Below are 26,575 nucleotides of genomic sequence, written 5' to 3'. Positions count from 1 at the left end.
AAAACATGATTGATCACATCATCAGGGAACAAGCGGAACAGACAAAGCGTTTGCCGGAGTCTTCGATTTTGGAAGTGAAGCATTTATCAATTTATTACGGTGACAAACAAGCGGTAAAAGACGTAAACATGAATATTGAAAAACATGCGGTGACGGCTCTGATCGGTCCGTCCGGCTGCGGGAAATCAACATTTTTGAGACAGATTAACAGAATGAACGATGCCATTGCTTCGGCAAGAAGCGAGGGAGAGATCCTTTATGAAGGGCTGAATATTTTGGGTGAAGCGATTAATGTCGTGTCTCTCAGACGGGAGATCGGTATGGTGTTTCAAAAACCGAATCCGTTCCCGAAATCCATTTACAATAACATCACACATGCGCTGAAGTATGCAGGGGAACGCAGGAAAGCCGTTTTGGATGATGCGGTCGAGGAAAGCTTAACGAAGGCGGCGCTTTGGGATGAAGTCAAAGACCGGCTTCATTCATCGGCTCTGTCGTTATCAGGCGGCCAGCAGCAGCGCCTTTGTATCGCCCGTACGCTTGCGATGAAACCTGCCGTGCTTCTTTTAGATGAACCGGCATCCGCTCTGGACCCTATTTCAAACGCCAGAATCGAGACGCTTTTGACAGAACTGAAAAAAGATTATTCGATTATTATCGTTACGCATAACATGCAGCAGGCGCTGAGGGTGTCTGACCGAACGGCTTTCTTTTTAAACGGGGAAGTGGTGGAATACGGGCAGACAGAACAAATTTTTACGAGTCCTAAAGCGCAAAAGACAGATGACTACATTAACGGAAAGTTCGGATAGGGGGAAGGACTGTGAGTCTTGTGAAGGAAGCGGTGCACACACAGAATTTATTTGATATTCACGGCATGAACGTATGGTACGGAGCCCATCAGGCTTTAAAAGACATTACGATCGGTTTTGAGGAGCGGAAGGTAACTGCGATCATCGGTCCGTCCGGCTGCGGGAAATCCACTTTTATTAAAACATTAAATTTAATGCTGCAAATGGCTCCGAATGTCAAAGTGACAGGCGACATGATCTATAACGGGCGTAATCTGCTGAAGGAAAAGACGGATGCGGCAGAATTAAGAAAACAGATCGGTATGGTGTTTCAAAAAGGCAATCCGTTTCCCCAGTCAATATTTGAGAATGTCGTGTACGGTCCGAGAATTCACGGCGAAAAAAATAAAAAGAAACTGCTTGAAATCGCTGAGGAATCTTTAAAAGCAGCTGCGCTCTGGGATGAAGTGAAGGATCGCCTTCACCAACAGGCGCTTTCACTGTCAGGCGGTCAGCAGCAGCGGCTGTGCATCGCAAGGGCGCTCGCCACCAAACCGGACGTCCTTCTGATGGATGAACCGACGTCCGCTCTTGATCCCGTGTCCACGCGGAAAATAGAAGAGCTGATTTTGACATTGAAAGAAAAGTATACAATCGTCATTGTGACTCATAACATGCAGCAGGCTGCGAGGGTCTCTGATCAAACCGCGTTTTTCTATATGGGCGAACTGGTGGAGTGGGGCGATACAGGAAAAATATTTTCTCAGCCGGATCATCAAAAAACACATGATTATATCACCGGAAAATTCGGATAAAAAAACGGGCCCGGCCATTGACCGGGTCCTTTTTATATGCCTATTAAAAAAGCCTGCCGGCCGTATCCATCTGAATGGACGATGCCTGCAAGCTTTTTTAGCGGGTTAATGTTTTGACGATTTTTTTAAAGCTCATATCTGAGTCGACTTTGAAATGGCCGGCGCGGATTTCTTTGTGGTAGCCTGCGTCAATGACGTAATCATTGAAGTCTTTCGCTGAAGGAATAATCCCTTCTTTTTCAAGAATGGATGACACATCAGCAGTGCTCATTCCGTCTTTAATCGTCAGTTTGTATGTTACTTTTTCTTTTTAGCGTCTGTGTTTTGGTCGTTGTTTAATGATTTTTCTTTAGAATCAAGCAGTTTTTGATAGTCATCCCGGTTGACGGAGACTTTGTGCTGATCGTCGAGGTAGCTGTTTACTTCTTTTTCTGTCAATGCTGTTTTTTCAGTTTTAACGGCGGCTGCCTGGTCATGGTCAGTCAAATAGAAGACAGCGGCGAGAACGGCCGTCGCTAAAATCATGCCTGCTGCAAAAGCCTGAATGCCCCGTTTTGTCATACGAGCACCTTCTCATTATCTTTAATAATGGTATTGACGTCCTCGACAGACACGTGCTCCGCTTTTGCGATGGCTTCCGCAGACATTCCGTTGTTATATTTTGAAATGATTTGTTTGGCGATTTTTTGGTTAATGCCGCTGCTTTTGGCTTTGCGGATCACGAGGTTGGTTTCCAGCAATTCTTCTTCAAGCACCGTCATTTTCTTTTTCAACTTGTAAATTTCCTGCATGGCGGAAAGCTGAAGCGTTTCTAGCTCCTGTTCCACGTCTTTCATCGGATCTCTTTGAGAATATGAGAATGCAATAAGCGCTATACTGACGATAAACAACGCAATAATAGCAATTTCCACGTTTCATCACCTTCTATTATTAATTTACCCTTCTTTTTTATACCATAAAACGCCGCCATTCTAAAGGAAATAGAGAAAAAAACGGAATTTTGTCGGAAAATCTTTTTTACTCGGGGAGCAAACGGTTATTTCTCTATAGATTTCGTATCGGAAAGCCCTTTTTTGTCCTGTTTCGTCATATTTTGCCTTCTTCTGACGCAAGCTCATTCAGAGGATCAGAAGCGTAAACTGATGTTTTCTGCACTTAAACAACATTTCATGTAAATCAGCTCTAGCATTCCGTCCATTATAGTGGTATTATATATAAGTCTGAATAAGTAAATGATATTTAGTTTGGAGGGAAAATAATGCGCGTTAATATTACTTTGGCTTGCACTGAATGTGGTGAGCGTAACTATATTTCTAAAAAGAACAAACGCAACAATCCGGACCGCGTTGAATTTAAAAAATATTGCCCACGTGATAAAAAATCTACGTTACACCGTGAAACAAAATAAGCTGTTTAACACAGCGGAAAAAGCTGGAGCTTTCAATAAAGTTCTGGCTTTTTTGTCTTTCAGGGAGGTTTGAGAAACGTGAAAGCACAAATCAGAACCGATATAAAAGCAAAGCTTTCTGACATGACAGAAAGTGAATGGGAGAAAAAATGCCGCAGCATGCGTGAAACGCTGTTTTCTTTAAAAGAATGGAAACAGGCCCGCGTGATCGCCGTTACCATCTCGACACGCCTGGAAATTCCGACACGGCCGATTATTGAACAGGCCTGGAAAGAGAAAAAACAAGTCTGTATCCCAAAATGCTTTCCGCAGACGGGAGCAATGGAGTTCCGTACATTTTCTGCGTATGATCAGCTGGAAACCGTATATGCGGGCCTCAGTGAACCGATCGAGAGTCTGACGGAAAAAGCCGCCCAAAATGACATTGACCTTGTGATTGTGCCCGGCGTGGCTTTTGACCGGGAAGGCTTCAGAATCGGATACGGCGGAGGATATTATGATCGGTACCTGTCCGGTTATAAAGGCCGTACCGTGTCGCTTCTCTTTGACTGCCAGCTGACAGACCGCATTCCCCGCATGCCCCACGATATTCCGGTCGATATGATCGTGACTGAATCTGAAACCATCGCTTAATCGCATAAAAAAACTTCTTGCACCGGAATAATTCTCGCTGTTTGACAAACGATAGGGGCAGGAGGGATAAGATGAAAAAATTGTTGATCTACTCATTATGCGCCGTATCTGTTTTAGCCGTTTACCAAAACCGCTACCGTCTGATGAACAGCGTGCTCAGCCAGCCGGGGATCAGACGGACATTCATTCATTTCTTTTTAAAAATACCGTTTATCAGAAACAAATTCATTCAGCAGGCATTTTAAACAAATCCCGTTTTTTCAGCGGGATTTTTTGCATAAGAAAACCTGCCGGTAAAAAACGGCAGGTTTTCTCGTATTGTCAGCTTTTTTTCAGGAAACCGAGCAGAATTGAGATCATAGGAGAAATGTACAGGAAAAAGGTAAACGGCAGGTAGTCGATGACGGAAACCCCTAATGCGCTTGCCATAAAAGCGCCGCTTACTCCCCAGGGAATCAGCGGGTTGATCAATGTTCCGCCGTCCTCAAGCGACCGCGCAAGGTGAATCCGCTTAATACTGAGCTTGTCATATAAAGGTTTATAAGATTGACCCGGAATTAAGATCGACAAATACTGTTCACCTGTCGCAAGGTTTACGCCTATACTTGAGAAGACGGTCGCCATGACAAGACGTCCTTTCGTATGCACGCCTTTTATCAATCCTTGAAGCAGCGCCGCGATCAGGCCCGTTTTTTCCATCAGGCCGCCGAGCGCAAAGGCGATCATGATCAGAGAGACTGATCCCATCATCGATTGGAGCCCGCCTCTGTTGATAATGCTGGCCACAGCCTGGTCGCCGGTTTTAAACGCCGTCCCGCTTTGCAGGGCGGATATAAATCCTTGAATGCTGCTGTCAGGAATAAAAACAGCAGTCAGAAGCCCTGCGGAAATAATACCGGCGGTAAGCACCGGAATCACGGAAACCCGTCTCACAGCTAAAATGATCACCAACAGAGGTGAAAGAAGCGACCAAGGCGTAACGTGCACGGCCTCTTTTATTCCGGAAATGACCGCCTCAATATTTTGCGTTGAAGCGGCATTTATTGAAACAGATGAACCGAGAATATAAAAAAGAACGATCGTGATCAGCAGTGCCGGAACGGTAGTGCCCATCATATGGCGAATATGCTTAAAAATCGGAATTTCGCCGATTCCGGCGGCAAAATTCGTCGTGTCGGACATCGGTGACATTTTATCACCGAAACAAGCTCCGCAAATGACTGCTCCCGCCGTCCATTCGAGCGGAACTCCCGCCGCGCTTGCTACCCCTAACAGCGCGACGCCGATTGTACTGACAGTTGTCAGACTTGAGCCGACAAGCGTGCTGATAATCATGCAGGAAAATAATGCGGTCAAAAGCAGCTGACTCGGCTGTATAATTGACAGAGCGTAAACGGTGACGGTGGGAATGGCGCCGCTGTACATCCAGGCGCCGATCAGCACACCGATCAAAGCCAGCACGATAATCGGCTGCACACCGTTTTTCAATCCGCTGACAATTCCTTTTTCAAGACTGTCCCACGAGAAACCGAGCCATAAACCTGTCAGAGACAGGATAATGACGCAAAAGAACAGCGGCATATGCGGCTCTGTATGAAAGAAAAACAGGCAGGAAATGATGACTGCTAACATCAAGACAAATAAACTGATGGCTGAGATGAACGTCAGCCTTTTTTCTTGTTTCAAAACAACACCCCATCAAACTTTAATCCTTTTGTGCTTTTGGGCACGAAAGTATTGTAACAGAAAAACGCATAAATGAGTGTTTTTTTACAATTGCGAATATACAATTTATGAAAATAATACAAGGATATTTTCTCCAATCGTTTTTTGCTTGACGCCCGGATCAGAGATGAAATACGCTTATACTAAGAAGAATAGAAATGGTGAAGAAGATGAATTCATTTTATGACGTGCAGCAGCTGTTTAAGTCATTCGGACATATCGTTTATTTCGGTGACAGACAAGCCGAAATTGACTTTATGAAAGATGAATTAAAGGAAATGTACTTGTCAAACGTGATTGAAAGAGAATTATGGCAAAAAGCCGCCGGAGTTCTTCAGAGAGAATCGGAGCGGATCAAAGGCAGATAACACAGCAGGATTTTAAATAAGAAAAGGAGATTATTATGGAAGATACATGGTTTGCGGGGATTGATCTTGGCGGAACAACCATCAAGCTGGCCTTTATCAACATGTACGGTGAAATTCAGCATAAATGGGAAGTTCCGACCGATAAATCAGGAAACACAATTACGGTCAAGATCGCCAAAGCGCTTGATCAGAAGCTGGAAGAACTGAACAAGCCGAAACGGATCGTAAAATGGATCGGAATGGGAGCGCCCGGACCCGTGGAAATGGCGACGGGAATGGTCTATGAGACGACAAATATGGGGTGGAAAAACTATCCGCTGAAAGACCATCTCGAGGCGGAAACGGGTATTCCGGCCGTCATTGAAAACGATGCCAATATCGCGGCGCTCGGAGAAATGTGGAAGGGTGCAGGTGACGGGGCCAAAGATGTCATTTTAGTGACGCTTGGAACCGGAGTCGGCGGAGGCATCATCGTCAACGGAGAAATCGTTCACGGTAAAAACGGGGCCGGCGGAGAAATCGGTCATATTTGCAGTATTCCGGAAGGAGGAGCTCCGTGCAATTGCGGAAAATCCGGCTGCATCGAAACGATTGCGTCCGCAACCGGCATCGTCCGCATCGCGAAAGAAAAGCTTGCGGCGGTTTCCGACTCTTCACTCTTACAAGTACGCGATCTGACGGCACGTGACGTGTTCGAAGCGGCTAAACAGCAGGATAAGACAGCGCTTGAAGTCGTCGATTATGTCGCAAAACATTTAGGCCTCGTGCTCGGAAATCTGGCAAGCGCCATGAATCCGACGAAAATCGTGCTCGGCGGAGGCGTGTCTAAAGCGGGTGAAATCCTGCGGTCTAAAGTGGAAGAGACCTTCAAAATCACCGCGTTCCCGCGTTCTGCGGAAGCGGCCGATATTTCGATTGCGGCACTTGGAAATGACGCCGGAGTCATCGGCGGGGCGTGGATTGCCAAAAATGAATGGCTCAAACATCAAAACTGCTGAAGAAAGTCTGCCTGCCCATATCGCGGGCAGCTTTCTTTTTTATCTCCCCTGTCATATAGTTTTAAAAAAGGGGGATGAACATGGCGGGAATTCGTGTCAAACCTGAATTGAAACAGCATATGAAAGATATTGCAAAGGTGCTTTCAATTGATGAAAACTGTTGAAAGCCGCTGATAAAACGGCGGAAAGCGATGAATTATTTTGTCCCGGCTTTGCCGTGAGCGGGCAGTCAGAGGGGCCGCCGCTTGAGACGCTGAGCGGGCTTTCGCGATACATCCGGCACTGTGAAAGCGTTCTTTCCGCTGATCAATGGCTGAAGGAAGAAAAGGTGTACGGCTCCCAATCGGTTTATGAAGAAATTGAGAAAATAACGGATGTCTTTTCGTTTGTCACATGCCGTAAAATCGGCAGTTCCGTATTGGGAAAGCCGCTTTATGAGCTGAAAATAGGTGCGGATACAGCCGAAAGAAAAGTCCATGTAAACGCCTCATTTCATGCCAATGAATGGATCACCACCTCGGTCGCGCTTAAATGGTGTAAAGAATATTGCGCGGCATTATGCGAAAATAAAACCGTTTTCGGGCACTCTGCGCTTGATATATTCAGCCGGACATCATTGTCATTCGTTCCGCTCGTAAATCCCGACGGGGTTGATCTCGTACTTTACGGGTGTGAAGATTTATCAGAAAAAAATGAATTTCTCAACGAATTAAATGAGCACCGCCCGGATTACCGCGAATGGAAGGCGAATATAAACGGTGTGGATTTAAATAAACATTTCCCATCCAATTGGGATATTGAACAAAGGCGCAAACCGAAAGCCCCTTCATACCGTGATTTTCCGGGAACGGCGCCGCTCACTGAACCGGAGGCGCAGGCGATGCATCGGCTGATAACGGATCAGCCGCCTGACCGGCTGATCGCGCTTCATACGCAGGGAGAAGAGATTTATTGGGGGATACGAAGGATGTGAACCGGAGCAATCATCTCAGATGATTCGGGAGTTTGAAGCGATAAGCGGAAACCGCTATCAAGGCGTTAAAACCATTGACAGCCATGCCGGTTTTAGGGATTGGTTTATACAACAGTATGGAAAAGAGGGCTATACCATTGAGCTTGGGAAGGGAAAAAACCCTTTGCCTTTTCATCAGTTTGCTGATATTTATCAAGCGACGGAAGGTATTTTGTGGAGGTCGCTTGTTTTTTGAGACATCTGTGAAATTTCTCATTTGTTTACATAAACAAATATGGGACAATAGAAAAGAATGGAGGGAAGGCTGATGAGATACTTGGTTTGTGTTCTGCTGTCCGCATTCGTTCTGTGTTTAGCGGCCTGTGAACCATCTCATCAGCAGCAAGACACAGGCGTTTCGGCAAAATCGGCAGAACAGAAAATCGTTCCGCTCAGTAAAAAGGAAGCGGAAAAAACGGAAGGATGGCTGGATAACAGAACAATTCTGTATACAGCACATCATCAGCTGATGAAATATGATCTTTTCAGCGGAAAATCCGAACGGCTCTATGAAACAAAGGGCAATATTGTCAATGTAAAGATCAGCCGGAAAAAACAGCTGATTCTTGTACAGGTGACAAGCAGCGGTCAGACTGAGCTTGTGCTTATAAACAAGCAGGGGAAAAGACTTTATCACAAAGCCTTTAACTCTTATGAGCTGGAGACGGCTTGGAATCCGTATGACCCGTATCAAATGATGATTACCGTTTTTACTGAAACATGGGACTTCACAGCCTATACGGCGGATATGAACAATGGCATTTTAAAAAAGAGTCCCGTTCAGGCCCCTTTTGTTCATTGGACCTCCACTAATGAATTCCAATATATCAAGCAAGGAAAAACGGAGGAAGAGGGTCCTTTATATTCTTATGACTTGCAGACGAAAAAGAAAAAGAGTGCTTCATCACGTCATCTGGGCTGATTCCCGCCCGGGCATGACGATTGCCGTCAGACAAACGGATCAATCGGACGGAGACGGCGAGTTCCTTTTCCAAAAGCCGGCATCCGTGACACACCGCTTTCCTCTCCAAAAAAAGTATGAGAGCTTTGCGCCGATGGAATATGATTACGATCAGACACACAAGCGGTTTTACATATTTAAGCCTGAAGGCCGCTCTTACAATCTGATCAGCTTTGACTTAGGAGACGAACGGGAGCGGACGGTGCTCAAAAACACGGAAATGGAGCCGATTCAGATCTCTCCGAACGGGGAATACGCTTTATACGGCTTTACGTATGACCGTCTGATTTCACTGAAAACAGGCATGACAGAACCAATCATAACAAATGAAAAAGGAGTTTGAACCAAATGGCAATTGCAGATGTCACAATCATTCCGATCGGAACAAAAACACCGAGCGTCAGTGAGTATGTAGCGGATGTGCAAAACATTTTGGAGGGTTACAAAGCTGCCGGCAAAATCAAATTTCAGCTCACGCCGATGAACACGTTGATTGAAGGTGAGCTGAGCGACTTATTCGCAGTCATTCAGGACATTCACGAAGCCCCGTTCCAAAAAGGGCTGCACAGAGTGGCGACAAATATCCGCATTGATGACAGACGTGATAAAGAAACGACGCTGGAGAGCAAAATCAAAAGTGTCAGCAAACATTTGCAGCAATAAAAAATAAGCCTGTATCCATTGGATACAGGCTTTTAATGTGCAGTCGGATAGCCGCTGGTTACAACGGTCATTACGGTAAACCAGCCAAACACACCCAGGGTGGCGGCGGCTAACAAAAATCCCAGGATATTTCTCTGTCTGACAGCCCGCAGGACTCCTAATACAGCTAATAATGCGACAAGGCCGAAGATTACAACAAGTAACATCATGCTCCTCCTTTGTCATTGGAACCTGAAAATCTTTCCATTTCATTTTAACCGTTTTCATTTTGTTTGTCGATAGCGTTTTCCCGGCCGCATTCATTGAATCTTCCGCAGAAAACCTTCATAATAAGGGCATATACATAAAGAGGTGATGAAAGTGAAATGGAGACGAATGCCGGCCGGGCCGATTCAGGCAAACGCGTATTTTCTTGTCAGTGAGGATCAGTCCTGTCTTATTTTTGATCCGGGCGGGGAAGCGGACAAAATCAACAATTACATAAAAGAAAACAATCTGAAGCCGCTGGCCATCTTACTGACGCACGCCCATTTTGACCATATCGGCGCACTTGACGAAGTAAGAGACAGATGGGATGTTCCCGTCTATCTTCACAAAAAGGAAGAAAAGTGGCTGGAGGACTCTTCCTTAAACGGATCAGGCATATTGCGGGGCATTGCCGTAACGGCACGGCCCGCCGAACGGCTCATCGAAGGCGACGGCATTTTGGACATCGGGCCTTTCCATTTGGAGACATTGTTTACGCCGGGACATTCACCGGGAAGCGTTTCTTATTATGTGAAGGACGCGGATCTGGTGATTTCAGGTGATGTGCTCTTTCAGGGAGGCATCGGCCGAACTGATTTACACGGCGGAAGTCAGGACGTATTGCTTGATTCCATTCATCAAAAACTGCTCACGCTTCCCGGACATACACTTGTATTAAGCGGGCACGGGCCGGAAACGGACATCCAGACAGAGCAGGAGCGAAACCCGTTTATCAATGGTTTTTCACTGTAAATGAAAAAAGACAGACCATAATCGGTCTGTCTTTTTCTGTTCAGTGGGTTCCGCCGCCCGGTGTCATAATAAAAATAGAGTAGTATGTAAATCCGGCGAAAAATACGGTTAAGTAAGCTCCGAAAATATAAATATACATCCGCTCAGTCAGATTCAAATAAGAAAGAAATACGAAAAAGATCGTCTGTCCAAAAAACAAAAGAGAAGCGTCTTTCATGCCCCCTAGAAAAAACATGACTGCAAATATCCCCGTCCAAAATCCTAACACCCGGAACATGCGATTCATTCCTTATCCCCTCCCGAGAGTCTATCTGAAGTTTATTATAATAGATCGGCACTCAAAATGTAAACATTTTCATGATTATATTTATTGTGGAATTTATGTCTTTCCCTGTGTTTTATATCTTATGCCGTTCTCTAAAAAAGATCCGAAAAATCTTTTTGAAATACGTTTAGGGAAAAAAAGTTCAGGGTACTTATGTTAACAAAGAGACGGATTATCCGAGGGAGGAATTTTTAAAAATGAAAGAACTTATTTTTTATTCATACCCGAGCTGCACATCATGCCGAAAAACGAAACATTGGTTAAAAGCCCACAATGTTGACTTTCAAGAGCGACATCTATTCCGGGAGACACCGACAATTGATGAATTGAAACAGATTTTATCATTAACGACCGAAGGAATTGATGAAATATTGGCGACGAGAAGCCAAACATTTAAAAACCTTAACCTCAACATTGAAGAAATGACTGTAAATGAAGTGCTGAAGCTTTTGACTGAGAAGCCGAAACTGCTGCGGCGTCCGATTCTGATCGATCGCAATAAGCTCGTTATCGGATACAATCCGGGAGAACTGATGAAGCTGACGAAGAAAAAACGGTACATCAATCTGTATCATAAGAGAAAAACGAAGATCCGCTGATCAAATTTATCAGCTAATCTTCGTTTTTTGCGGTTGCGGGACTGGGCTAGCTGGATTCGAACCAACGATCACGGAGTCAAAGTCCATTGCCTTACCGCTTGGCTATAGCCCATCGGATGTAATTACAGTATGTGCGTCCGGCGCCGATTTATACATACAAAGTAATTTGAATGGAGGAGACCCGTGAAACATTTGAATGAAACATTATCTCGATCCTTAATTGAAGAATCAGGTGAAATCACACGCCAGTGGCTGCTCATACCAAAATCGGGGCGGCCTTCAGATGATCAGAAAGCGGAAATGCAGCACCGTCTGTTAATTGAAATCGTTGCCGGCATTTTATCGGAAAAAGACGGCGGGGAAGAGGAGCTGACAAAGTGGGCGCTTCAGTTCGCAAGGGACCGGGCCGTCCATGAAGTACCGGTCTATGAAAGCGTCACGAGCTTTAAAGAATTCCGGAGATTGGTCTGGAACCGCATACAGACATGCTGTGAAACGATGTCTGAGAAGCCCGGGGCGAATGCGGTATTCCATTGGGGAGAGAAGCTGAACAAAGCAATTGACCATATGATTGAAGTATTTACAGAGGAATATTATAAAGTGACGGTTACACAATTAAACGCCCAAAAGGAAATGATTAACGAACTAAGCGCGCCGATTATGCCGATTGCCGACGGTATTGGAATTTTGCCGCTCGTCGGCGAAATTGATACCTACCGGGCAAAAATGATTTTGGAATCGGTGCTTGACCAATGTTCTTCACTCCGTCTTTCTTATTTATTTTTAGATATATCAGGAGTGCCGATTGTGGATACGATGGTCGCTTATCAGATTTTCAAAGTGATTGACAGCACAAAACTTCTTGGCATAGAAACGACAATCTCAGGCATCAGGCCGGAAATCGCGCAGACCGTCGTGAAGCTCGGCATCGATTTTTCTCAGGTGAAAACAGAGCAGAGTCTGGCGAAGGCGCTGGCAAAAAACGGATTTATCGTAAAAGAATCATTAAGATGATAAAAAGCTGAATGGCCGGGGAGGATTTCTCCCTCAGCTATTCAGCTTTGTCAGCTTCAATCGTCATGATATGATGGCTGTCGATTTCTTTTACCGTAAATGTGTAGCCTTCAAAATCAATGGTGCTCCCGGGCTTCGCGTCAATATGCTGAGTAAGAAACCAGCCCCCCAGTGTATCGACTTGATCAGCCGTAATCTCTGTTCCGAGTAAATCATTGACGTCACTGATCAGCAATTTGGCGTTCAGGAGATAGCGGTTCTTCCCAAGCTTTTGAACGGAAGGTGTTTCGTCTGTATCAAATTCGTCGCGGATTTCGCCGACGATCTCTTCAATGATATCTTCCGCCGTTACTAATCCCGCGGTTCCGCCGTACTCATCAATGAGAATGGCCATATGGGCGTGTTCCCGCTGCATTTTAACGAACAATTGATAAATCGGAATCGTCTCAATCACGTGGATCGCCGGCTGGATGTAAGGGCTGAGTTCGTGTTTTGTAAACGCCCCTCCTTCTGACAGGAATCTGAATAAAACTTCTTTAATATTGATGATGCCGACTACATGATCTTTATCTCCTTTTACTACGGGATACCGGGTATATTTATTTGTTTTGATAATGTCCCGGAGCATATGTCCCGATCCGCTGTCTAACGGCAGGCTCACCATTTCATTCCGGGGCACCATAATTTCTTTGGCAGTGCGCTTATCAAATGTAAAAATGTTATTTACGTAATGCAGCTCGCTTTTTTTGATCATGCCGCTTCGATAGCTTTCGGCAAGGAGCACCCGCAATTCCTCTTCCGTATAAGCCATTTCATGTTCGGAAGCAGGCTTCAAGCCGAACATGGCTGTAATCAGGCGGGCGGAATGATTGAGCAGCCAGATGAACGGAAACATTAACTTATAAAACAAAATCATCGGTCTGGCAGACAAAAGTGTAATCCGCTCGGCTTTTTGGATAGCAAAACTTTTCGGGGCGAGTTCGCCGATGACGACATTCACATATGTAACCAGCAGAAAGGCGATGATCAATGACAGTACTTGGGCAACCGCTTCGTGAACTCCGGTTTTTAAAAATAACGGCTGAAGCATTGCTTTGACTGTCGGTTCACCCAGCCAGCCGATCCCCAAAGCGGTGACGGTGATGCCCAATTGGCACGCCGATAAATATTCATCGAGGTGTGTAATGACATGCTTGGCTGCTTTTGCTCCTTTTACATCTTCCTCAATGAGCTGATTAATGCGGGAGCGCCTTGCTTTAACAATTGAAAACTCTATGGCGACAAAACACGCCGTTAATAAAATAAATAGTACGATGGCAGATAGTTTGATGATATACAATGTAACGCCTTCCGCGAAGGAAGGCTTGCACCTCCCTTTTTTCGGAATAATACCACTGTAGAAAGCTGCTCAAACATCGAACCTGGTTTAGCCCGCCTCATTTACGGTAATAAAACAAGAAAGCGATACTGGAGGATGACAAGAGATGAAGGTACATTCGGGAGCGGACTGGCTGTGGTACCAGCTCGGTCCGCATGAAAAAGCGGAAGCGAAAAAAATGATCCATCACAATCACTGGCCGCAATGCGAAAAGTGGTTTGAACATGAAAATCATATAAACTTTCTGCGCTCAGATACAAATGATCAGAATAATGAAGCGGTTTTCGGATCTTTAATCTATCATCAAGGATTAGATGATGAAAAAAACCATACCGTATTTCACTTTTATATTACGAGAGACTTCTTTTTTACGATTAATTTTGATTTTTCGCTGCTGCGCGGTGTAAAAGAAAAGCATGCCACACAGCAGATTCAAACCTGTGAAAATCCGATTGAAGGCTTTTTTGTTCTGCTGGGAGAGCTGATGAATTCCTATCTGATCGGACTGGATGAATTTGAAGTCAAGCAGCGGACGCTGAAATGGCAGATTCATGATGACAACAGCAAAGGAATCTTGGAAAATGTGCATAAACTGCGCCATGAGCTGTTCATTTGGAAAGGTCTTACACTGGGAGCTAAAAAAGTGGAAATGGCTTTAAAAGAAGCGTTTCTCCCGAAAAATGACAGGCAGAAAGATTACCTCAGGGCTCATCATAAGATGGAAAGAGGGATTACATATATCAATGAGTTTGATCAGGAACTGAGCAATCTGCTGCACGCCGAGGAAGTCATTACCTCCCAAAGAGGAAATGAAATTGTGAAAGCCTTGACGATCTTTACAACTCTCTTTACACCGATGACCGCGCTTGGAGCTCTCTGGGGGATGAACTTTGATAACATGCCGGAGCTTCATTGGAAATATGCGTATATCTGTTCCATCGTGCTCATTATTGTATCAACCCTGCTGATTTATATTTATCTGCGGCAGAAAGGCTGGACAGGGGACATTTTGAGGGAGCATCAAAAAAATATTTGCGGAAAGAAAAGAAACGCTAAGAAGAGCAGGCATACGCCTGCTTTTTTGATGGCTGAAAATGGCCGAATGGTTCCGGATTTCATTCAGTAAATCAAAGTCAGGGGGCTTATTTTTATTTTTTACGTTTTACACAGTGTAAAACGCATAATCTCTCCTTTGCCGGCTTTTGTGTATCTGATTTACAATACGTGCGGAAGGAGGAAAGTCTTGTGAAAAATATTGAAACATACAGCAGGAACATCATAAACGAGGCCTATACGGCAAGGGCTTCAGATATACACATTGTGCCGAGAGAAAAGGATGCTTTCATTCATTTTCGCATCGGCCATGCTCTTGTGAAAAAAGAGTCTTAAAAAAGAGGAATGCGTAAGGCTTATTTCTCATTTCAAGTTTTTATCGGCCATGGATATAGGAGAAAGACGTAAGCCGCAAAACGGGTCATTGTCTCTGCCGCTTCCGACGGAAACCGTTCATTTGAGAATGTCAACCTTGCCGACAATGAATGATGAAAGTCTTGTCATCAGGCTTTTGCCTAAGCGGCAGATTCCCCCTCTGGATAAACTGTCTTTATTTCGGGGGGCGGGCGCCGCACTATTGTCCTTTCTGAAGCATTCGCACGGCCTGCTTCTGTTTACCGGACCGACCGGATCTGGAAAAACGACCACCCTTTACTCGCTTGTCAACTATGCAAAAAGGCATTTCAACCGGCGGATTGTCACGCTTGAAGACCCCGTAGAAACAAGAGATGAGGATGTGTTGCAAGTTCAGGTGAATGAAAAAGCCGGAGTCACATATTCCGCCGGTCTAAAAGCGATTTTAAGACATGATCCCGATATGATCATCTTAGGGGAAATCAGGGATGCCGAGACGGCTGAAATCGCAGTCCGCGCGGCCATGACGGGACACCTCGTTCTTTCAAGCCTGCACACAAGGGATGCTAAGGGCGCCATATACAGACTGCTGGAGTTTGGGGTGAACATGACAGAAATTGAACAAACCGTCATTGCCATTGCCGCTCAGCGTCTGGTTGATTTAACATGTCCGTTCTGCAAAGAGGAAAACTGTTCGGTGTACTGCCGGATGTACAGGCAGACACGCCGTGCGGGCATTTATGAACTGCTCTACGGGAAAAACCTTACCCAATGCTTTCGGGAAGCAAAGGGAGAGCACGCCAATTTTCAATATCAGACGCTCCGCAGGCTAATCAGAAAAGGAATCGCGCTCGGCTATGTCACGACCGACAATTACGATCGGTGGGTGTATCATGAAGCGGATTAAACGAACCTGGCCGTTGAAGGATCAAGCGGCTTTTTTTGAAAAGGCTCGGTGAAATGACGGAAAAAGGATACAGTCTGATTGAAGGGCTCAGACTGCTGAAACTCCAGCTGCATAAACGTCAGCTTGCAGAGCTGACGGACGGAATCCGCCGGCTGAGGGAAGGTGATGCGTTTTACGAAGTGCTTGAGGCACTGTCTTTTCATAAAGAAGCCGTCTCTATCTGCTATTTCGCAGAGAAACACGGAGAATTGCCGGGGGCGATGAAACAAAGCGGCGAATTATTACAGAGAAAGCTCATGCAGACGAATCAAATCAAAAAAATGCTCCGGTATCCGATGTTTTTAATTTCTTCCGTCTGTGTCATGTTTTATATCCTGCAAAGTTTAATTATTCCGCAGTTTTCTGGGATTTATCAATCAATGAATATGAATACATCCGGTGCGACTGCTTTCATCTTTGCGTTTTTTCGGCATTTTCATGAAGCCTGCGCACTGGCGCTGTCCGCCGCTTTCTGCTTGTTTTTGTACGTTTGGTTCTTATGTAAGAAAAAATCCCCGCAAGATAAAATGCTCATTGTTGTGAAAATACCCCTCTTAGGAAAAGCGGCCGTTCTTTTTAACAGCTACTTTTTCTCTTTACAGCTCAGCAGTCTTCTGAAATCCGGCCTTTCTATCTATGACAGCTTAACAGCTTTTAAAGAACAATCTTTTCTGCCTTTTTATCGTGAAGAAGCAGAGATGCTCATTACACGTCTGAAAGCCGGAGAAACCATAGAATCCGCTCTTTCCGGGCATCCGTGTTATGAAAAAGATCTTGCGGCTGCAGTCAGCCACGGACAGGCAAACGGCCTGCTTCACCGCGAACTTTATACGTACAGCCAGTTTATGATGGAGCGTCTTGAACAAAACGCGGCGAAGTATACCGGCATTCTCCAGCCTGTCATTTACGGTGTTGTGGCCGGTATGATTTTAATTGTCTACATGTCAATGCTGATGCCGATGTACCAGATGATGAACCAAATGTAAGGGAGTGCTTCGTCTGAAAAATCAAGATGGATTTACTTTAATTGAAATGCTGATCGTTTTATTTATCGTTTCCATTCTGCTTTTAATCACCATTCCTAACGTTACAAAACATAATCAAAGCATTCAGCATAAAGGCTGTGAAGGACTGCAGAATATGGTGAAAGCCCAAGTGACGGCGTACGAAATCGACCATGAAGGTAAAATGCCGGATATGAACGATTTACAATCAGAGGGGTATATCAAAAAGAATACAGCCTGCCCGAATGGTAAACAGATCTTAATTAGTGGCGGAGAAGTTACAGTTGAACAATAACAGGCGGACAGAAAACGGGTTTACCCTTCTTGAAAGCCTGATTGTGTTAAGCCTGGCGTCCGTCCTGCTGACGGTTTTGTTCACGACGGTTCCGCCGGTCTGCACCCACCTTGCCGTGCGGCAAAAAACAGAACAGCTTCAAAAAGATATTCAGCTTGCGCAGGAAACGGCTATCGCAGAACATAAAAGAACAAAAATCACTTTTCTTCCAAAAGAGCATAAATACAAACTGCAGTCAGCCGGAAGGATTGTCGAGCGTTCTTTTGATTCGCTTCACATTACACTTGTAACTTTACCGGAGAGCCTTGAATTTAACGAAAAAGGCCATCCGAATTCGGGAGGAAAGATTCAATTGAAGAGCGCCGGGTTCACCTATGAGATCACAGTTTACTTAGGGAGCGGAAATGTCCATGCTAAACGGAAATAAGGGGTTCTCTACTATTGAAACACTATCAGCAATGGCCATTTGGCTGTTCCTTATGACGTCTATCATTCCGGTCTGGACGGGCATGCTGACAGATGGTCTGAAAATAGAAGATCGCCAGGAAGCGTACCAGCTTCTTCAGAAGCATATCAGCACTTATATGATGACCGGAAAAAAGCCGCCGTCTCCCGGCGTGAAGTGGAAGGAGGATGGTGAGTATTACAAAGTGTGTGCGGCTGACCGCGGCGAAAAAGAAATGTGTCTCAGCATTCTCAAAACAGACTGGCTTTACGCTTCTTAATGTTTTGTTCTCCTTGGCAGTCTGTCTTTTCCTATCAGGAACCCTGGGCCCGATTTTACATCTGTTTTTATCAAACCGGACCGATAACGGCGGATTAGACAGCCGGGAGCATCAAATTGCCGTTCAGCAGATCATGAACGAATGTAAACAGGCAGAGACTGTGAAACCGGCGGACGGCGGCCGGGCGTTAGCATGCCGGAAAACAGGAGGCGAAGAAGTGCGTTTTGAAATTTATCATAAGATGATAAGGAAAAGAGTAAACGGAAAAGGCCACGTGCCGATCCTGCAAAACGCGGCATCATTAACGGCTGATGTGAAAAACGGCCTGCTCTTATTAGAGATCTCAAGCGTTACAGGTAAAAAGAATCAGGCGGTCATTCCGGTTTACAGCTCTTTAAAAGGTGATTAAATGTACAAATCTGACGGTTTTATCTATCCCGCGGTTCTGTTTGTTTCTGCCGCAGTTTTACTTGTCATCAGCTATACTTCATCTGATTTCATCACCCGAAAAACATTTGCGAAAGAGGCCGGGGAGTACTGGATCGGAGAGAACCTGCTCCAAAACGGCGCGCTGCTGTCAAGCCGCCATATGACACAGGGACAAAAGGTCCAAACTGGTACACAGCGTTTTCCGTACGGAACTGTTTCCTTCCACATCACCGGGAGTGATCGCCGGGAAACGGTTCAGGTTACAATTCAGGCGGAAACAGTGTCAGGCACGAGACGCGAGGCTCACCTTTTGTTCGATCAGAAGAAGAAACAGCTGATTCAATGGACGGAAGTATAAAAAAGAGGCGGCGGGACAACACTTCATAGTAAAGACAGCACTATGAGGTGAGAGCCGTGAAAACAAATGATTATGTAAAATATATGACTGAGCAATTCGTTAAATATTTCGATACGCCGAAACAGGAACGGAGAGAGCGAAAAGAAGTGCGGAAAGAAAAGAAAGTGCCGGCTTCTCAGCACTGGTTCGGAATATTGCCGTACAGTTTTAAGCTGTGGATGCAGCGGAAAAAATAAAGTGAATCACACGAAAGGTCCTCCTGTATCAGGAGGGCCTTATTGGTATTCCTCAATGACGGCAATTTTATTTACCTTTTGGCTGTAGGGATTAAAAGAAATCGTAACAAACACACCAAATTCTTTTGCGCCATCCCGCAATGTCAAGTGGTATTGTTTGACTGCTTCATCCGTTCTTTTCCGATCCCACACCTTTTGAATAAATAATGTTTGGGCGAGCGGATATCTTTTTTTAGCTTCTTTTTCTGCTAACTTTTCCCATTTTGATTTATGGTGAACAGCATAATAAGGCACCGTTTCCGCCTGAGCTGTTCCTGAAACCCCGAAAACAAGAAGAGAAAGGCAAATCAGACTTTGTGTGATCATCATTCTTCGTCCTTTCGCTGTATATACTTTCCATTTTGTTCTAGCCACCTCGTTATTTTCTCACGTTTTATTAGAAAAAATTCCAAAAAAGGTGTGTAATTTGAAGCAAAACGATGTTTTTGAAAGATACCATTCTCAAAAACGAACAATTTGACCGATTTTGACATTTTTCAAGACGATAATCCTTGATTATACTTTGTTCATGCGGTTCTTTAAAAAGAACGGTTGTCATATTTATTAACAGTTTTACAGGGGGTAAGGCATGTTCCGATGGTTGCGAATGGAAAAAAAGGGCAAGGTGAGATGGCGGATGATGCTATTTTTACGGCTTTCGTTCATTTTTTGCCTGTCCGTGACGATATGTGCTCAGTTCACAGGTGATACAAGTTCCTCCTTCAATGATGTGAAAAGCTTCAGTCTCCCGGTTCAAACGTGCGGAGATTTTCAATATACGGATGACGATTGCCGTTATGACGAACGCTGGGATCAGAGTGATTTACATATAACAAATCAAACTGATACGTCAGGCACCGTGTGTGCGCCGCTTCAACTCTATGCCGAGCTGGAGAATAAGGGAAAAGAGCGGACTGTTTCTGACTGGAGATGGGAGCTCCATAAAATCGCTTCTCAGCAGGAGCCTTTACGAAACGGCAATGTTGTGGATAAAGGGCTTATTACTGATAAAAAAAGCAAAACGATTTATAAAATTGAGTCAAAGCGGTCTTTGCAGCCGGGCATATACGCATTCAAGGTTTACAAACCTGAAGGGTATCCGGCGGACGAAGAAAAATTTGAGTGGTCAAAACCGATGAAACTCGTCAAATGCCGGGAACAGGCGACCGTTTCCGAGCTAAAGAAAACGGAGAAAGAGCCGGCTGAGCCGGTAAAAGAAAGCGGGGAAGAACATGAAAAAAGCGCTGAAACTGATCAGTAATATTTTATATGTCGTCATCTTCAGCCTGATTATTGTGCTGACGTTAACGGTGATTTCGACCCGGGCTTCCGGGGGTGAGCCGGCCATCTTCGGCTATACGCTGAAATCCGTGCTGTCGGGTTCAATGGACCCGGAATTTAAGACGGGTTCGCTCATAGCGGTAAAGAAAATTTCTGACGTGAATGACTTAAAAAAAGGGGATGTGATCACCTTTACGCAAGATGACGGAACAGCCGTCACACACAGAATAATCGGGATCACAAAAAAGGACGGGAACCTGCTGTTTGAGACAAAAGGGGACCATAATGCCGCCCCGGATGCCGCACCCGTTCAAGCTGAAAAAGTGGCGGCCCAGTATACGGGATATCAGCTTCCGTATGCAGGATATGTCATACATTTGGCAAGCCAGCCGATCGGAACGGCGATTCTGTTAATCGTTCCCGGCGTCATGCTTTTGATTTACTCAATAACAGTCATCGTCAGCGCCCTCCGCGATATTGAGCGGAAAACGAAAGCGCTGGAAGAACATGCGAAAAAGGGAACCATCTCCACATGAATACGGTTGCAACCTGGCGACAGGATTTGATAACAAAAAATAAAAAGTAAGGGGAGTACAAACATGGGTATGAAAAAGAAATTAAGCTTGGGCGTTGCCTCTGCCGCACTCGGTTTAGCATTAGTAGGAGGAGGCACATGGGCCGCATTTAATGATGTAAAGTCGACGGACGCTACATTTGCGTCAGGAACACTTGATTTATCGGCTAAAGAACAATCAGCCAATGTCAATTTGTCAAACTTAAAACCAGGTGATAAATTGACGAAAGATTTTGAATTCAGAAACAACGGTTCACTTGCCATTAAAGAAGTGCTGATGGCTTTGAATTTTACTGACTTTAAAGGAGCAAAGAAAGGAAATGAATCTGCGGAGGATTTCCTCAGCCAGTTTGAAATTACGGTTCTGACAGTCGGTAAAGAAGGGGGCAACGGCTATCCTAAAAATATCATTTTAAAGGCGGCCAGCCTGAAAGACTTATACTTAATGTCAACAAAACAGGATAAAGCAGCTGCCGAAGCGATCAGCAAGCACATTGATCCGAAATTCCTGAGCGAGAGCGGAAAAGTCAATGTGGCAACCATTAACGGCAAAACAGCTCCTGAGTACGACGGAGTTCCGAAAACGCCTGCTGATTATGACCAGGTGAGAATGGAAATCCAATTTAAAAATGATACCGCAAAAACTGCGGACGGATTAAGTGTGCAAAACAAGTTCCAAGGCAATGCGATTTCTCTTCAATTCTCTTTTGAAGCAACGCAATGGAACGGCTTGACCATTACGAAAGATCATACGGATAAAGACGGTTACGTCAAGGAAAATGAAAAGGCTCACAGTGAGGATAAAAACTAATCCGAAAGTCGGACAGTTAAAAGAGGAGTTGTGCACATATGGCGGCACTACTCCTCTTTTTGCGCTTTTCTCCATTTTTGATAATCTAAAAATTCACGAAATTGTTTTTTGATACCCCGGATGTCATCGCATCGCGAACTAATTTCTCCCATTCACTATCTAATTGACCATCGTATTCGGTTTCATGTTTTTCATCAAGTAAAGTATGAACCGAGACGTCCAGAACAGCGGAGACTTTTTCGAGAAATTGAATGGAGGGGTTCGTCTGTAAATTTCGTTCTATTGAGCTTAAATAAGACTTCGCTACCCCAGCTTTTTCAGCTAGTTCTGATAGTGAGTAGCCTTTTTCTTTTCGGTATTGTTTAATACGCTGGCCAATCAATGTCATCACCTTCCTTGTGATATTATAGCACATTCAGAAAGGATTTACGGTATGACTTCTGGCTGCCTGGATATGTTGAGAAGACTTTTTATGCGAAAGCAGGTATTTGCGTATTTCTTCTAGGCTGATATTTGCTTTTTGTGCTTCTAATATCAGCTCAACCCATTCCTTATCTAATTGCGAAAATTCCATTTTTGCATTTTTCATGCATTTTCTCCTCCTAAAATACTTGTTTATGTATTTCAGCCAATCCGCCCATGACCTTATCTTTACATGTCTGGAAGTGATTCATCGCATGCGAAACGCCAGAAATTTTTTCTATATACTTTTATTATAATATAGAATTTCCAGAAAAACGGGAAAGGTGTCGAATGGATAACGCTTATCCAGAAAAATTACTTTGCAGGAAAATAAACCGCCGTTTTCAATCTGAATGTGAATTTTCGGCTGATATAAGGCTTTCAGCGCTTGTTTTTCCAAATGGTATTCCTCAGGTTTTTCTTCTGTCTGCTCATAAAACTGATCGAGCAGCCTGAGGTCCTTTTTCCATCTGGCGATCGCGCTGTCAGCCCAGTCTGACGGCTCTTTGGCGGCAGCGTCTTTTAAGTAATGCTCCATCCTTTTAATCCCGCTTTCCGGCTTAATCATCGGCGATATGGTAAAGCAATAGTCTGATATTTGCGAGGTCAGCGGAAGCTGTGCAAGCTTCTGCTGAAACCCTTCTATAATTGTTCCAGAAACAAGATGCAGGCCTAAAGACAAAAGTCTGTCTTTTTTCATGTCGGATTGGTATGAAATCACTACATTTAATCCAAGCCAGGGCTGAAGCGGCACTCTGGCTCCGGCTGATACAATTTTCTCATATATTCTTGTAAATCTCCCATTTTGTTTAACTGCTTGAAAGATTTGAAAGAGGCGCGGGGCTCCAAAGTAAATAAACTCGCCGTCCATATCCTCCGGAGCCGTTTCTTTATCAGTGATGAACGTAATCTTCATCGGGTTCGGTTCGCCGCCCGTTTTTTCACGCCAATGCCAATAAAACGGGCGGTTCATAATTTGTTTGTCCATCTCGACCGTCAACTGAACCGTCATAAAACCCGGCCCGTGTTCTGTAATCGGGCAGTGGTTCGCTTCAAAAAAGCGCAGTAAAAATTGGTGAACCTCCTGCTGTCTCATGTCGCGCTTCCTCCTTTTTAAGACCCTTTTTTTCTGGCAGGTTTTTCCGTACTGTACGACAGAAAAGAGGTGAGATTGTCCATTTTGATTCTCATTTCCTCCTCTGTCAGCGAATGGCATAAAATATCATGCAAATGGTCTTCAAAATTGCTCACTTTGATTTTTGTTAAAATGTCATCTAATTCTCCGACGACATTTTCAAATAAATGAATTTTGTCATACAGAAGTTTTAAGATATGCTCTTCCACCGTATGTTTTGTCGCCATATTGTAGATATGGACATCTCTTTCCTGACCGAGTCTGTGAATCCTTCCGATTCTTTGTTCAAGCCGCATCGGGTTCCACGGGAGGTCATAATTGATAATATGGTTGCAGAATTGCAGGTTGATCCCTTCGCCTCCGGCTTCTGTAGCGATCAGCACCTGCACTTTGCCGCGGAAAAGATCCTTCATCCAGTCTTTTTTTCCGCGTTTAAATCCGCCTCTGAACGGAACGGAGCTTATGCCGTTCTGCTGAAGGAACCATTGCAGGTAAATCTGTGTCGCCCTGTATTCAGTAAAAATAATGACTTTATCATTAATCTTTTGGATCAAGTCAACAACTTGAATCGCTTTTGAGTTTTGCGTTACTTGATTGATGCGGTCCATTAAATTAGCGATCGTCTGTTCATCGAATGCGGGCGCTTGTTTGTCTTTTTGGTCAAGCATTTTTTTGAGCGTCATATACACGGCTTCCCTGCTTGAACAGCACTCTCTTTGCAGCGTCATAATGGAAAATGCGCTTGCGGGCTTTTCCGTGCCGTTTTTCAGTGCGGCGATGTCATCGTAAAGCGCCTGTTCCGTCGGTGAAAAGGTGATCGGCACTGTTTCCACGTGGCGCTTCGTCCATGTAAGGCCGGTGTCGCTCCGCGTGTTGCGGATCATCACTTTATTGACGAGCTCTTTCAAATGCTCATGAGCGTCAATCCCGTCCTTCTGATTGAAGGTTTCTTGAAATCCGCTTTCGTTTCCTAAATGGCCGGGCTTTAACAGTGACACTAAATTGAAGATTTCTTCGATCCGGTTTTGAATCGGCGTCGCCGTCAGAAGCAGGCAGTATTTCTTCACAAGACTTCTCGCAAATTCATAATTTTTCGTTTTGCTGTTTTTGAGCTTGTGCGCCTCGTCAATAATGACGAGATCATACGGAATAGAAAGCACAATGTCTTTGTGTGGCGAGCGTTTGGCCGTATCAATAGAAGAAACGACGATATCGCACTGTTCCCACACATAGCTTTTCTTCTGTTCAACAGCGGGTATTAAAAACTTCTCCTGAAGCTCTTTCACCCACTGGGAAACGAGTGATGCCGGCACAAGAATCAGGATTTTTTTGGCCAGCCCGCGAATCATATATTCTTTTAAAATCAGGCCCGCTTCCACCGTTTTTCCGAGCCCCACTTCATCAGCCAAAATCGCCTTGCCGTTCATTTTTTCAACGACTTTCTGCGCGACCTCAAGCTGATGTGGAAGCGGAGTGAAATCGGGCAGGTATAAAGGAGCCCTCAACCCTTCAAATTCAGGAATGGCAAGGGTCTGCTGGACTTCAGCCGACAGTTTGTACATCTCCCAATTTGACCAGGGACCGTCCGTTTTCAGCCGCTCAGAAAACTCTCCCGGCCAGTTTGCATCAAATATGATCTCTGCTGTCATATGTAACAAAACCGCCTTTCTTTTAAAAAACTGATTTATCATAATTTTTGTTGCCGGACGTAAATGAGGGTGGTAGGATATAAGTAATGATTTCACTAAAAGATATTGCTTTAGTATGTCCATAAAATTGGTAAATATGAGCGAATGACAGCAAGGGGAGAGACTCGGACGAAAGATGGGCGTCCGGGCGCCGAAGGAGCAAACTGCGGAGTGAATCTCTCAGGCAAAAGAACTCTTGCTCGACGCAACTCTGGAGAGTGTCTGCACTTAGAAGAAGCAGGCCACCAAAGGGGACGTCTTTATGATATGTTCATAAAGTAAACTTTCAGGTGCCGGGACAGAGAAACCTTCATTTTCATGAGGTGTTTCTCTGTCCTTTTTTATATGTTTTTACAATGCGCCAATGACTGAAGGGGGAAGATGATGCTGAAACGAACACCGCTTTATGACGTGTATAAAGAATACGGCGGAAAAACGATTGATTTTGGAGGATGGGAGCTGCCGGTTCAATTTTCTTCTATTAAAGAGGAGCATGAAGCCGTCCGCACAAAAGCGGGCCTGTTTGATGTGTCTCATATGGGGGAAGTCGAAGTATCCGGTAAAGACGCCCTGTCTTTTCTGCAAAAAATGATGACAAATGACGTTGCCGATTTAAAGCCGGGAAACGCGCTTTATACCGCCATGTGTTATCCTGACGGCGGTACGGTCGATGACTTGCTGATCTATCAGAAAAGCGAGAGCTGCTATCTGCTCGTGATTAACGCGTCTAATATTGAAAAAGACATCGCTTGGCTGACGGAACATGCGGAAGGCGATGTCACGCTGACGAATCAGTCTGACGGGATTTCACTGCTTGCCGTTCAGGGGCCGAATGCTCAGTCGGTTCTTACGAAGCTGACTGAATGTGATTTGTCCTCCTTAAAGCCGTTTACATTTATTGACGAGACGGACGTTGCCGGACGACAAGTCCTGCTTTCAAGAACAGGCTATACCGGTGAAGACGGATTTGAGTTATATTGCCGCAATGAAGATGCGGTTCATCTATTTAAGGAGATACTTGCAGCGGGAGAGCATGAAGGCCTCGTTCCGTGCGGCCTCGGCGCCCGTGATACGCTGAGATTTGAAGCGAAGCTTGCTTTATACGGTCAGGAATTGACGAAAGATATTACACCGATTGAAGCCGGAATCGGATTTGCCGTGAAACACAAGAAAGATTCCGATTTTTTCGGGAAGTCTGTATTGCGCGAACAGAAAGAAAAAGGAGCCCCGCGAAAGCTGGTCGGACTTGAGATGATTGAAAAAGGGATTCCGAGACACGGGTACGCCGTGAAAAAAGACGGTGTTCCGATCGGTGAAGTCACGACAGGCACGCAATCTCCGACTTTAAAGAAAAATATCGGCCTTGCCTTAATCAAAACGGAATTCAGTGAAGTCGGAACGGAAGTAGAAGTGGAAATCCGTAAAAAACGGTAAAAGCGAAGATTGTCCGCACACCGTTTTATAAACGTCCAAAACAGAGCTGAAAAAGGAGAGTC

28 protein-coding genes, 1 tRNA gene, 9 pseudogenes and 1 riboswitch are annotated in these 26,575 nt (G+C 44.8%); of the genes and pseudogenes, 26 read left to right on the top strand and 12 right to left on the bottom strand.

Annotation, left to right across the window (positions count from 1 at the left end):
* Positions 1 to 5 precede the first annotated feature (5 nt).
* Together pstB (D368_RS12090) and pstB (D368_RS12085) are read left to right on the top strand one after the other, a co-directional pair.
* On the top strand, positions 6 to 812 hold the full coding sequence (pstB, locus tag D368_RS12090; RefSeq protein ID WP_017418152.1) for a phosphate ABC transporter ATP-binding protein PstB: 807 nt from the start codon (positions 6 to 8) through the stop codon (positions 810 to 812).
* 11 nt (positions 813 to 823) lie between these two features.
* Positions 824 to 1,606 (top strand): phosphate ABC transporter ATP-binding protein PstB, encoded by a 783-nt coding sequence (gene pstB, locus D368_RS12085; RefSeq protein WP_003153040.1) that lies wholly within the window; start codon positions 824 to 826, stop codon positions 1,604 to 1,606.
* A 97-nt stretch (positions 1,607 to 1,703) separates the two neighbouring features.
* Here pstB (D368_RS12085) and D368_RS12080 read toward each other — a convergent pair.
* Together D368_RS12080 and D368_RS12075 are read right to left on the bottom strand one after the other, a co-directional pair.
* Positions 1,704 to 2,167 (bottom strand): annotated as a pseudogene (locus D368_RS12080) (endolytic transglycosylase MltG).
* On the bottom strand, positions 2,164 to 2,517 hold the full coding sequence (locus D368_RS12075) for a hypothetical protein (RefSeq protein ID WP_003153047.1): 354 nt from the start codon (positions 2,515 to 2,517) through the stop codon (positions 2,164 to 2,166). The pseudogene D368_RS12080 and the gene D368_RS12075 overlap by 4 nt, the downstream one beginning before the upstream one ends.
* A 347-nt stretch (positions 2,518 to 2,864) precedes the next feature.
* On the opposite strand from D368_RS12075, the gene rpmG reads away from it, so the two are divergent.
* The 3 genes from rpmG (at position 2,865) to D368_RS12060 (ending at position 3,892) form a co-directional block, all read left to right on the top strand.
* On the top strand, positions 2,865 to 3,014 hold the full coding sequence (gene rpmG, locus D368_RS12070) for a 50S ribosomal protein L33 (RefSeq protein WP_003153056.1): 150 nt from the start codon (positions 2,865 to 2,867) through the stop codon (positions 3,012 to 3,014).
* A gap of 78 nt (positions 3,015 to 3,092) precedes the next feature.
* Positions 3,093 to 3,647, top strand: a complete 555-nt coding sequence (locus D368_RS12065; protein ID WP_038459203.1) for a 5-formyltetrahydrofolate cyclo-ligase — start codon at positions 3,093 to 3,095, stop codon at positions 3,645 to 3,647.
* A gap of 71 nt (positions 3,648 to 3,718) precedes the next feature.
* Complete coding sequence (locus D368_RS12060) at positions 3,719 to 3,892, top strand: hypothetical protein (protein WP_003153061.1); 174 nt, start codon at positions 3,719 to 3,721, stop codon at positions 3,890 to 3,892.
* Between the two features lie 76 nt (positions 3,893 to 3,968).
* Here the strand turns inward: D368_RS12060 and nhaC are convergent, their stop codons facing one another.
* Positions 3,969 to 5,333 (bottom strand): Na+/H+ antiporter NhaC, encoded by a 1,365-nt coding sequence (nhaC, locus tag D368_RS12055; RefSeq protein WP_128574835.1) that lies wholly within the window; start codon positions 5,331 to 5,333, stop codon positions 3,969 to 3,971.
* A gap of 197 nt (positions 5,334 to 5,530) precedes the next feature.
* Here nhaC and D368_RS12050 point away from each other — a divergent pair, with 197 nt between their 5' ends.
* From D368_RS12050 to D368_RS12030, 5 genes and pseudogenes are all read left to right on the top strand, one after another.
* Complete coding sequence (locus tag D368_RS12050) at positions 5,531 to 5,740, top strand: YqgQ family protein (protein ID WP_007408313.1); 210 nt, start codon at positions 5,531 to 5,533, stop codon at positions 5,738 to 5,740.
* A 35-nt stretch (positions 5,741 to 5,775) separates the two neighbouring features.
* A complete protein-coding gene (gene glcK, locus D368_RS12045) occupies positions 5,776 to 6,738 on the top strand; it encodes a glucose kinase GlcK (protein WP_128574834.1) in 963 nt (320 codons plus the stop codon).
* Between the two features lie 80 nt (positions 6,739 to 6,818).
* Positions 6,819 to 7,946 (top strand): annotated as a pseudogene (locus tag D368_RS12040) (M14 family metallopeptidase).
* A gap of 72 nt (positions 7,947 to 8,018) precedes the next feature.
* Positions 8,019 to 9,054: pseudogene (locus D368_RS12035) on the top strand (YqgU-like beta propeller domain-containing protein).
* 5 nt (positions 9,055 to 9,059) lie between these two features.
* Positions 9,060 to 9,374, top strand: a complete 315-nt coding sequence (locus tag D368_RS12030) for an MTH1187 family thiamine-binding protein (RefSeq protein WP_003153073.1) — start codon at positions 9,060 to 9,062, stop codon at positions 9,372 to 9,374.
* Between the two features lie 32 nt (positions 9,375 to 9,406).
* On the opposite strand, the gene D368_RS12025 is transcribed toward D368_RS12030, so the two are convergent.
* Complete coding sequence (locus tag D368_RS12025) at positions 9,407 to 9,580, bottom strand: DUF2759 domain-containing protein (protein ID WP_003153076.1); 174 nt, start codon at positions 9,578 to 9,580, stop codon at positions 9,407 to 9,409.
* A 154-nt stretch (positions 9,581 to 9,734) separates the two neighbouring features.
* Here D368_RS12025 and D368_RS12020 point away from each other — a divergent pair, with 154 nt between their 5' ends.
* The gene (locus D368_RS12020; RefSeq protein ID WP_025852931.1) at positions 9,735 to 10,373 is read left to right on the top strand and encodes an MBL fold metallo-hydrolase; all 639 of its coding nucleotides are present in this window, start codon (positions 9,735 to 9,737) and stop codon (positions 10,371 to 10,373) included.
* Positions 10,374 to 10,413: 40 nt separating this feature from the next.
* Here D368_RS12020 and D368_RS12015 read toward each other — a convergent pair whose 3' ends face one another.
* Positions 10,414 to 10,659 carry a DUF2626 domain-containing protein gene (locus D368_RS12015; RefSeq protein ID WP_003153078.1) on the bottom strand — a complete coding sequence of 82 codons (246 nt, stop codon included), beginning with the start codon at positions 10,657 to 10,659 and terminating at the stop codon, positions 10,414 to 10,416.
* A gap of 236 nt (positions 10,660 to 10,895) precedes the next feature.
* Between D368_RS12015 and D368_RS12010 the strand changes: the two are divergent.
* A pseudogene (locus D368_RS12010) lies at positions 10,896 to 11,275 on the top strand (Spx/MgsR family RNA polymerase-binding regulatory protein).
* A gap of 63 nt (positions 11,276 to 11,338) precedes the next feature.
* On the opposite strand, the gene D368_RS12005 reads toward D368_RS12010, so the two are convergent.
* A tRNA-Gln gene (locus tag D368_RS12005) sits at positions 11,339 to 11,409 on the bottom strand.
* Positions 11,410 to 11,480: 71 nt separating this feature from the next.
* Here D368_RS12005 and D368_RS12000 point away from each other — a divergent pair.
* A complete protein-coding gene (locus tag D368_RS12000) occupies positions 11,481 to 12,311 on the top strand; it encodes an STAS domain-containing protein (protein ID WP_071391608.1) in 831 nt (276 codons plus the stop codon).
* Between the two features lie 37 nt (positions 12,312 to 12,348).
* Here the strand turns inward: D368_RS12000 and D368_RS11995 are convergent, their stop codons facing one another.
* The gene (locus D368_RS11995) at positions 12,349 to 13,650 is read right to left on the bottom strand and encodes a hemolysin family protein (protein ID WP_070082114.1); all 1,302 of its coding nucleotides are present in this window, start codon (positions 13,648 to 13,650) and stop codon (positions 12,349 to 12,351) included.
* Between the two features lie 145 nt (positions 13,651 to 13,795).
* Between D368_RS11995 and D368_RS11990 the strand changes: the two genes are divergently transcribed.
* From D368_RS11990 to D368_RS11950, 9 genes and pseudogenes are all read left to right on the top strand, one after another.
* Positions 13,796 to 14,815: a magnesium transporter CorA family protein gene (locus tag D368_RS11990; protein ID WP_128574832.1), complete on the top strand. Its 1,020-nt coding sequence runs from the start codon at positions 13,796 to 13,798 to the stop codon at positions 14,813 to 14,815.
* 119 nt (positions 14,816 to 14,934) lie between these two features.
* Positions 14,935 to 16,003 (top strand): annotated as a pseudogene (gene comGA / locus D368_RS11985) (competence type IV pilus ATPase ComGA).
* Positions 15,990 to 17,028, top strand: a pseudogene (gene comGB, locus D368_RS11980) (competence type IV pilus assembly protein ComGB). The pseudogenes comGA and comGB overlap by 14 nt, the downstream one beginning before the upstream one ends.
* Positions 17,029 to 17,032: 4 nt before the next feature.
* Positions 17,033 to 17,341 carry a competence type IV pilus major pilin ComGC gene (gene comGC / locus D368_RS11975; protein WP_003153087.1) on the top strand — a complete coding sequence of 103 codons (309 nt, stop codon included), beginning with the start codon at positions 17,033 to 17,035 and terminating at the stop codon, positions 17,339 to 17,341.
* The gene (gene comGD, locus D368_RS11970; RefSeq protein WP_025852922.1) at positions 17,331 to 17,768 is read left to right on the top strand and encodes a competence type IV pilus minor pilin ComGD; all 438 of its coding nucleotides are present in this window, start codon (positions 17,331 to 17,333) and stop codon (positions 17,766 to 17,768) included. Before comGC ends, comGD begins: the two co-directional genes overlap by 11 nt.
* Positions 17,752 to 18,066: a competence type IV pilus minor pilin ComGE gene (comGE, locus tag D368_RS11965; RefSeq protein WP_015388003.1), complete on the top strand. Its 315-nt coding sequence runs from the start codon at positions 17,752 to 17,754 to the stop codon at positions 18,064 to 18,066. The genes comGD and comGE overlap by 17 nt, the downstream gene beginning before the upstream one ends.
* A complete protein-coding gene (gene comGF / locus D368_RS11960; protein WP_014305411.1) occupies positions 17,975 to 18,475 on the top strand; it encodes a competence type IV pilus minor pilin ComGF in 501 nt (166 codons plus the stop codon). Before comGE ends, comGF begins: the two co-directional genes overlap by 92 nt.
* Positions 18,476 to 18,853 carry a competence type IV pilus minor pilin ComGG gene (gene comGG, locus D368_RS11955; RefSeq protein WP_101562272.1) on the top strand — a complete coding sequence of 126 codons (378 nt, stop codon included), beginning with the start codon at positions 18,476 to 18,478 and terminating at the stop codon, positions 18,851 to 18,853. It begins immediately after the preceding gene.
* 56 nt (positions 18,854 to 18,909) lie between these two features.
* Positions 18,910 to 19,089: a YqzE family protein gene (locus D368_RS11950; protein ID WP_003153093.1), complete on the top strand. Its 180-nt coding sequence runs from the start codon at positions 18,910 to 18,912 to the stop codon at positions 19,087 to 19,089.
* 39 nt (positions 19,090 to 19,128) lie between these two features.
* Here the strand turns inward: D368_RS11950 and D368_RS11945 are convergent, their stop codons facing one another.
* On the bottom strand, positions 19,129 to 19,458 hold the full coding sequence (locus D368_RS11945) for a DUF3889 domain-containing protein (RefSeq protein WP_003153097.1): 330 nt from the start codon (positions 19,456 to 19,458) through the stop codon (positions 19,129 to 19,131).
* Between the two features lie 259 nt (positions 19,459 to 19,717).
* Between D368_RS11945 and tapA the strand changes: the two genes are divergently transcribed.
* From tapA to tasA, 3 genes are all read left to right on the top strand, one after another.
* Entirely contained in the window at positions 19,718 to 20,389 is a 672-nt protein-coding gene (gene tapA / locus D368_RS11940) for an amyloid fiber anchoring/assembly protein TapA (RefSeq protein ID WP_071391613.1), read from the top strand.
* Positions 20,361 to 20,945 carry a signal peptidase I SipW gene (sipW, locus tag D368_RS11935; RefSeq protein WP_101562270.1) on the top strand — a complete coding sequence of 195 codons (585 nt, stop codon included), beginning with the start codon at positions 20,361 to 20,363 and terminating at the stop codon, positions 20,943 to 20,945. Before tapA ends, sipW begins: the two co-directional genes overlap by 29 nt.
* Positions 20,946 to 21,008: 63 nt before the next feature.
* On the top strand, positions 21,009 to 21,794 hold the full coding sequence (tasA, locus tag D368_RS11930; protein WP_007408329.1) for a biofilm matrix protein TasA: 786 nt from the start codon (positions 21,009 to 21,011) through the stop codon (positions 21,792 to 21,794).
* 47 nt (positions 21,795 to 21,841) lie between these two features.
* Here tasA and sinR read toward each other — a convergent pair.
* From sinR to D368_RS11910, 4 genes and pseudogenes are all read right to left on the bottom strand, one after another.
* Positions 21,842 to 22,176, bottom strand: a pseudogene (sinR, locus tag D368_RS11925) (transcriptional regulator SinR).
* A 33-nt stretch (positions 22,177 to 22,209) separates the two neighbouring features.
* Entirely contained in the window at positions 22,210 to 22,383 is a 174-nt protein-coding gene (gene sinI, locus D368_RS11920) for an anti-repressor SinI (RefSeq protein WP_003153105.1), read from the bottom strand.
* A gap of 175 nt (positions 22,384 to 22,558) precedes the next feature.
* A pseudogene (locus D368_RS11915) lies at positions 22,559 to 23,352 on the bottom strand (YqhG family protein).
* A gap of 17 nt (positions 23,353 to 23,369) precedes the next feature.
* A complete protein-coding gene (locus tag D368_RS11910) occupies positions 23,370 to 25,040 on the bottom strand; it encodes a DEAD/DEAH box helicase (protein ID WP_128574830.1) in 1,671 nt (556 codons plus the stop codon).
* Between the two features lie 144 nt (positions 25,041 to 25,184).
* Positions 25,185 to 25,285, top strand: a riboswitch (glycine riboswitch).
* Positions 25,286 to 25,463: 178 nt separating this feature from the next.
* Between D368_RS11910 and gcvT the strand changes: the two are divergent.
* A pseudogene (gene gcvT / locus D368_RS11905) lies at positions 25,464 to 26,563 on the top strand (glycine cleavage system aminomethyltransferase GcvT).
* Positions 26,564 to 26,575: the final 12 nt, after the last annotated feature.

The organism is Paenibacillus lentimorbus NRRL B-30488, assembly GCF_000411595.1.
Taxonomy (GTDB): domain Bacteria; phylum Bacillota; class Bacilli; order Bacillales; family Bacillaceae; genus Bacillus; species Bacillus velezensis.
Note: the sequence above shows the minus strand (reverse complement) of the source record. Positions and strands in the feature narration are given on the sequence as shown.

Bases quoted from the DNA above. Each gene is read 5' to 3' on its own strand.
- rpmG (WP_003153056.1), top strand. From the start codon at position 2,865: ATGCGCGTTAATATTACTTTGGCTTGCACTGAATGTGGTGAGCGTAAC.
- sipW (WP_101562270.1), top strand. From the start codon at position 20,361: ATGAAAAAAGCGCTGAAACTGATCAGTAATATTTTATATGTCGTCATC.
- tapA (WP_071391613.1), top strand. From the start codon at position 19,718: ATGTTCCGATGGTTGCGAATGGAAAAAAAGGGCAAGGTGAGATGGCGG.
- D368_RS11990 (WP_128574832.1), top strand. From the start codon at position 13,796: ATGAAGGTACATTCGGGAGCGGACTGGCTGTGGTACCAGCTCGGTCCG.
- pstB (WP_017418152.1), top strand. From the start codon at position 6: ATGATTGATCACATCATCAGGGAACAAGCGGAACAGACAAAGCGTTTG.
- D368_RS12060 (WP_003153061.1), top strand. From the start codon at position 3,719: ATGAAAAAATTGTTGATCTACTCATTATGCGCCGTATCTGTTTTAGCC.
- comGF (WP_014305411.1), top strand. From the start codon at position 17,975: ATGGTGAGTATTACAAAGTGTGTGCGGCTGACCGCGGCGAAAAAGAAA.
- D368_RS11910 (WP_128574830.1), bottom strand. From the start codon at position 25,040: ATGACAGCAGAGATCATATTTGATGCAAACTGGCCGGGAGAGTTTTCT.
- D368_RS11945 (WP_003153097.1), bottom strand. From the start codon at position 19,458: ATGATGATCACACAAAGTCTGATTTGCCTTTCTCTTCTTGTTTTCGGG.
- tasA (WP_007408329.1), top strand. From the start codon at position 21,009: ATGGGTATGAAAAAGAAATTAAGCTTGGGCGTTGCCTCTGCCGCACTC.
- D368_RS12030 (WP_003153073.1), top strand. From the start codon at position 9,060: ATGGCAATTGCAGATGTCACAATCATTCCGATCGGAACAAAAACACCG.
- D368_RS12025 (WP_003153076.1), bottom strand. From the start codon at position 9,580: ATGTTACTTGTTGTAATCTTCGGCCTTGTCGCATTATTAGCTGTATTA.
- glcK (WP_128574834.1), top strand. From the start codon at position 5,776: ATGGAAGATACATGGTTTGCGGGGATTGATCTTGGCGGAACAACCATC.
- D368_RS12050 (WP_007408313.1), top strand. From the start codon at position 5,531: ATGGTGAAGAAGATGAATTCATTTTATGACGTGCAGCAGCTGTTTAAG.
- comGE (WP_015388003.1), top strand. From the start codon at position 17,752: ATGCTAAACGGAAATAAGGGGTTCTCTACTATTGAAACACTATCAGCA.
- D368_RS12015 (WP_003153078.1), bottom strand. From the start codon at position 10,659: ATGAATCGCATGTTCCGGGTGTTAGGATTTTGGACGGGGATATTTGCA.
- comGG (WP_101562272.1), top strand. From the start codon at position 18,476: ATGTACAAATCTGACGGTTTTATCTATCCCGCGGTTCTGTTTGTTTCT.
- sinI (WP_003153105.1), bottom strand. From the start codon at position 22,383: ATGAAAAATGCAAAAATGGAATTTTCGCAATTAGATAAGGAATGGGTT.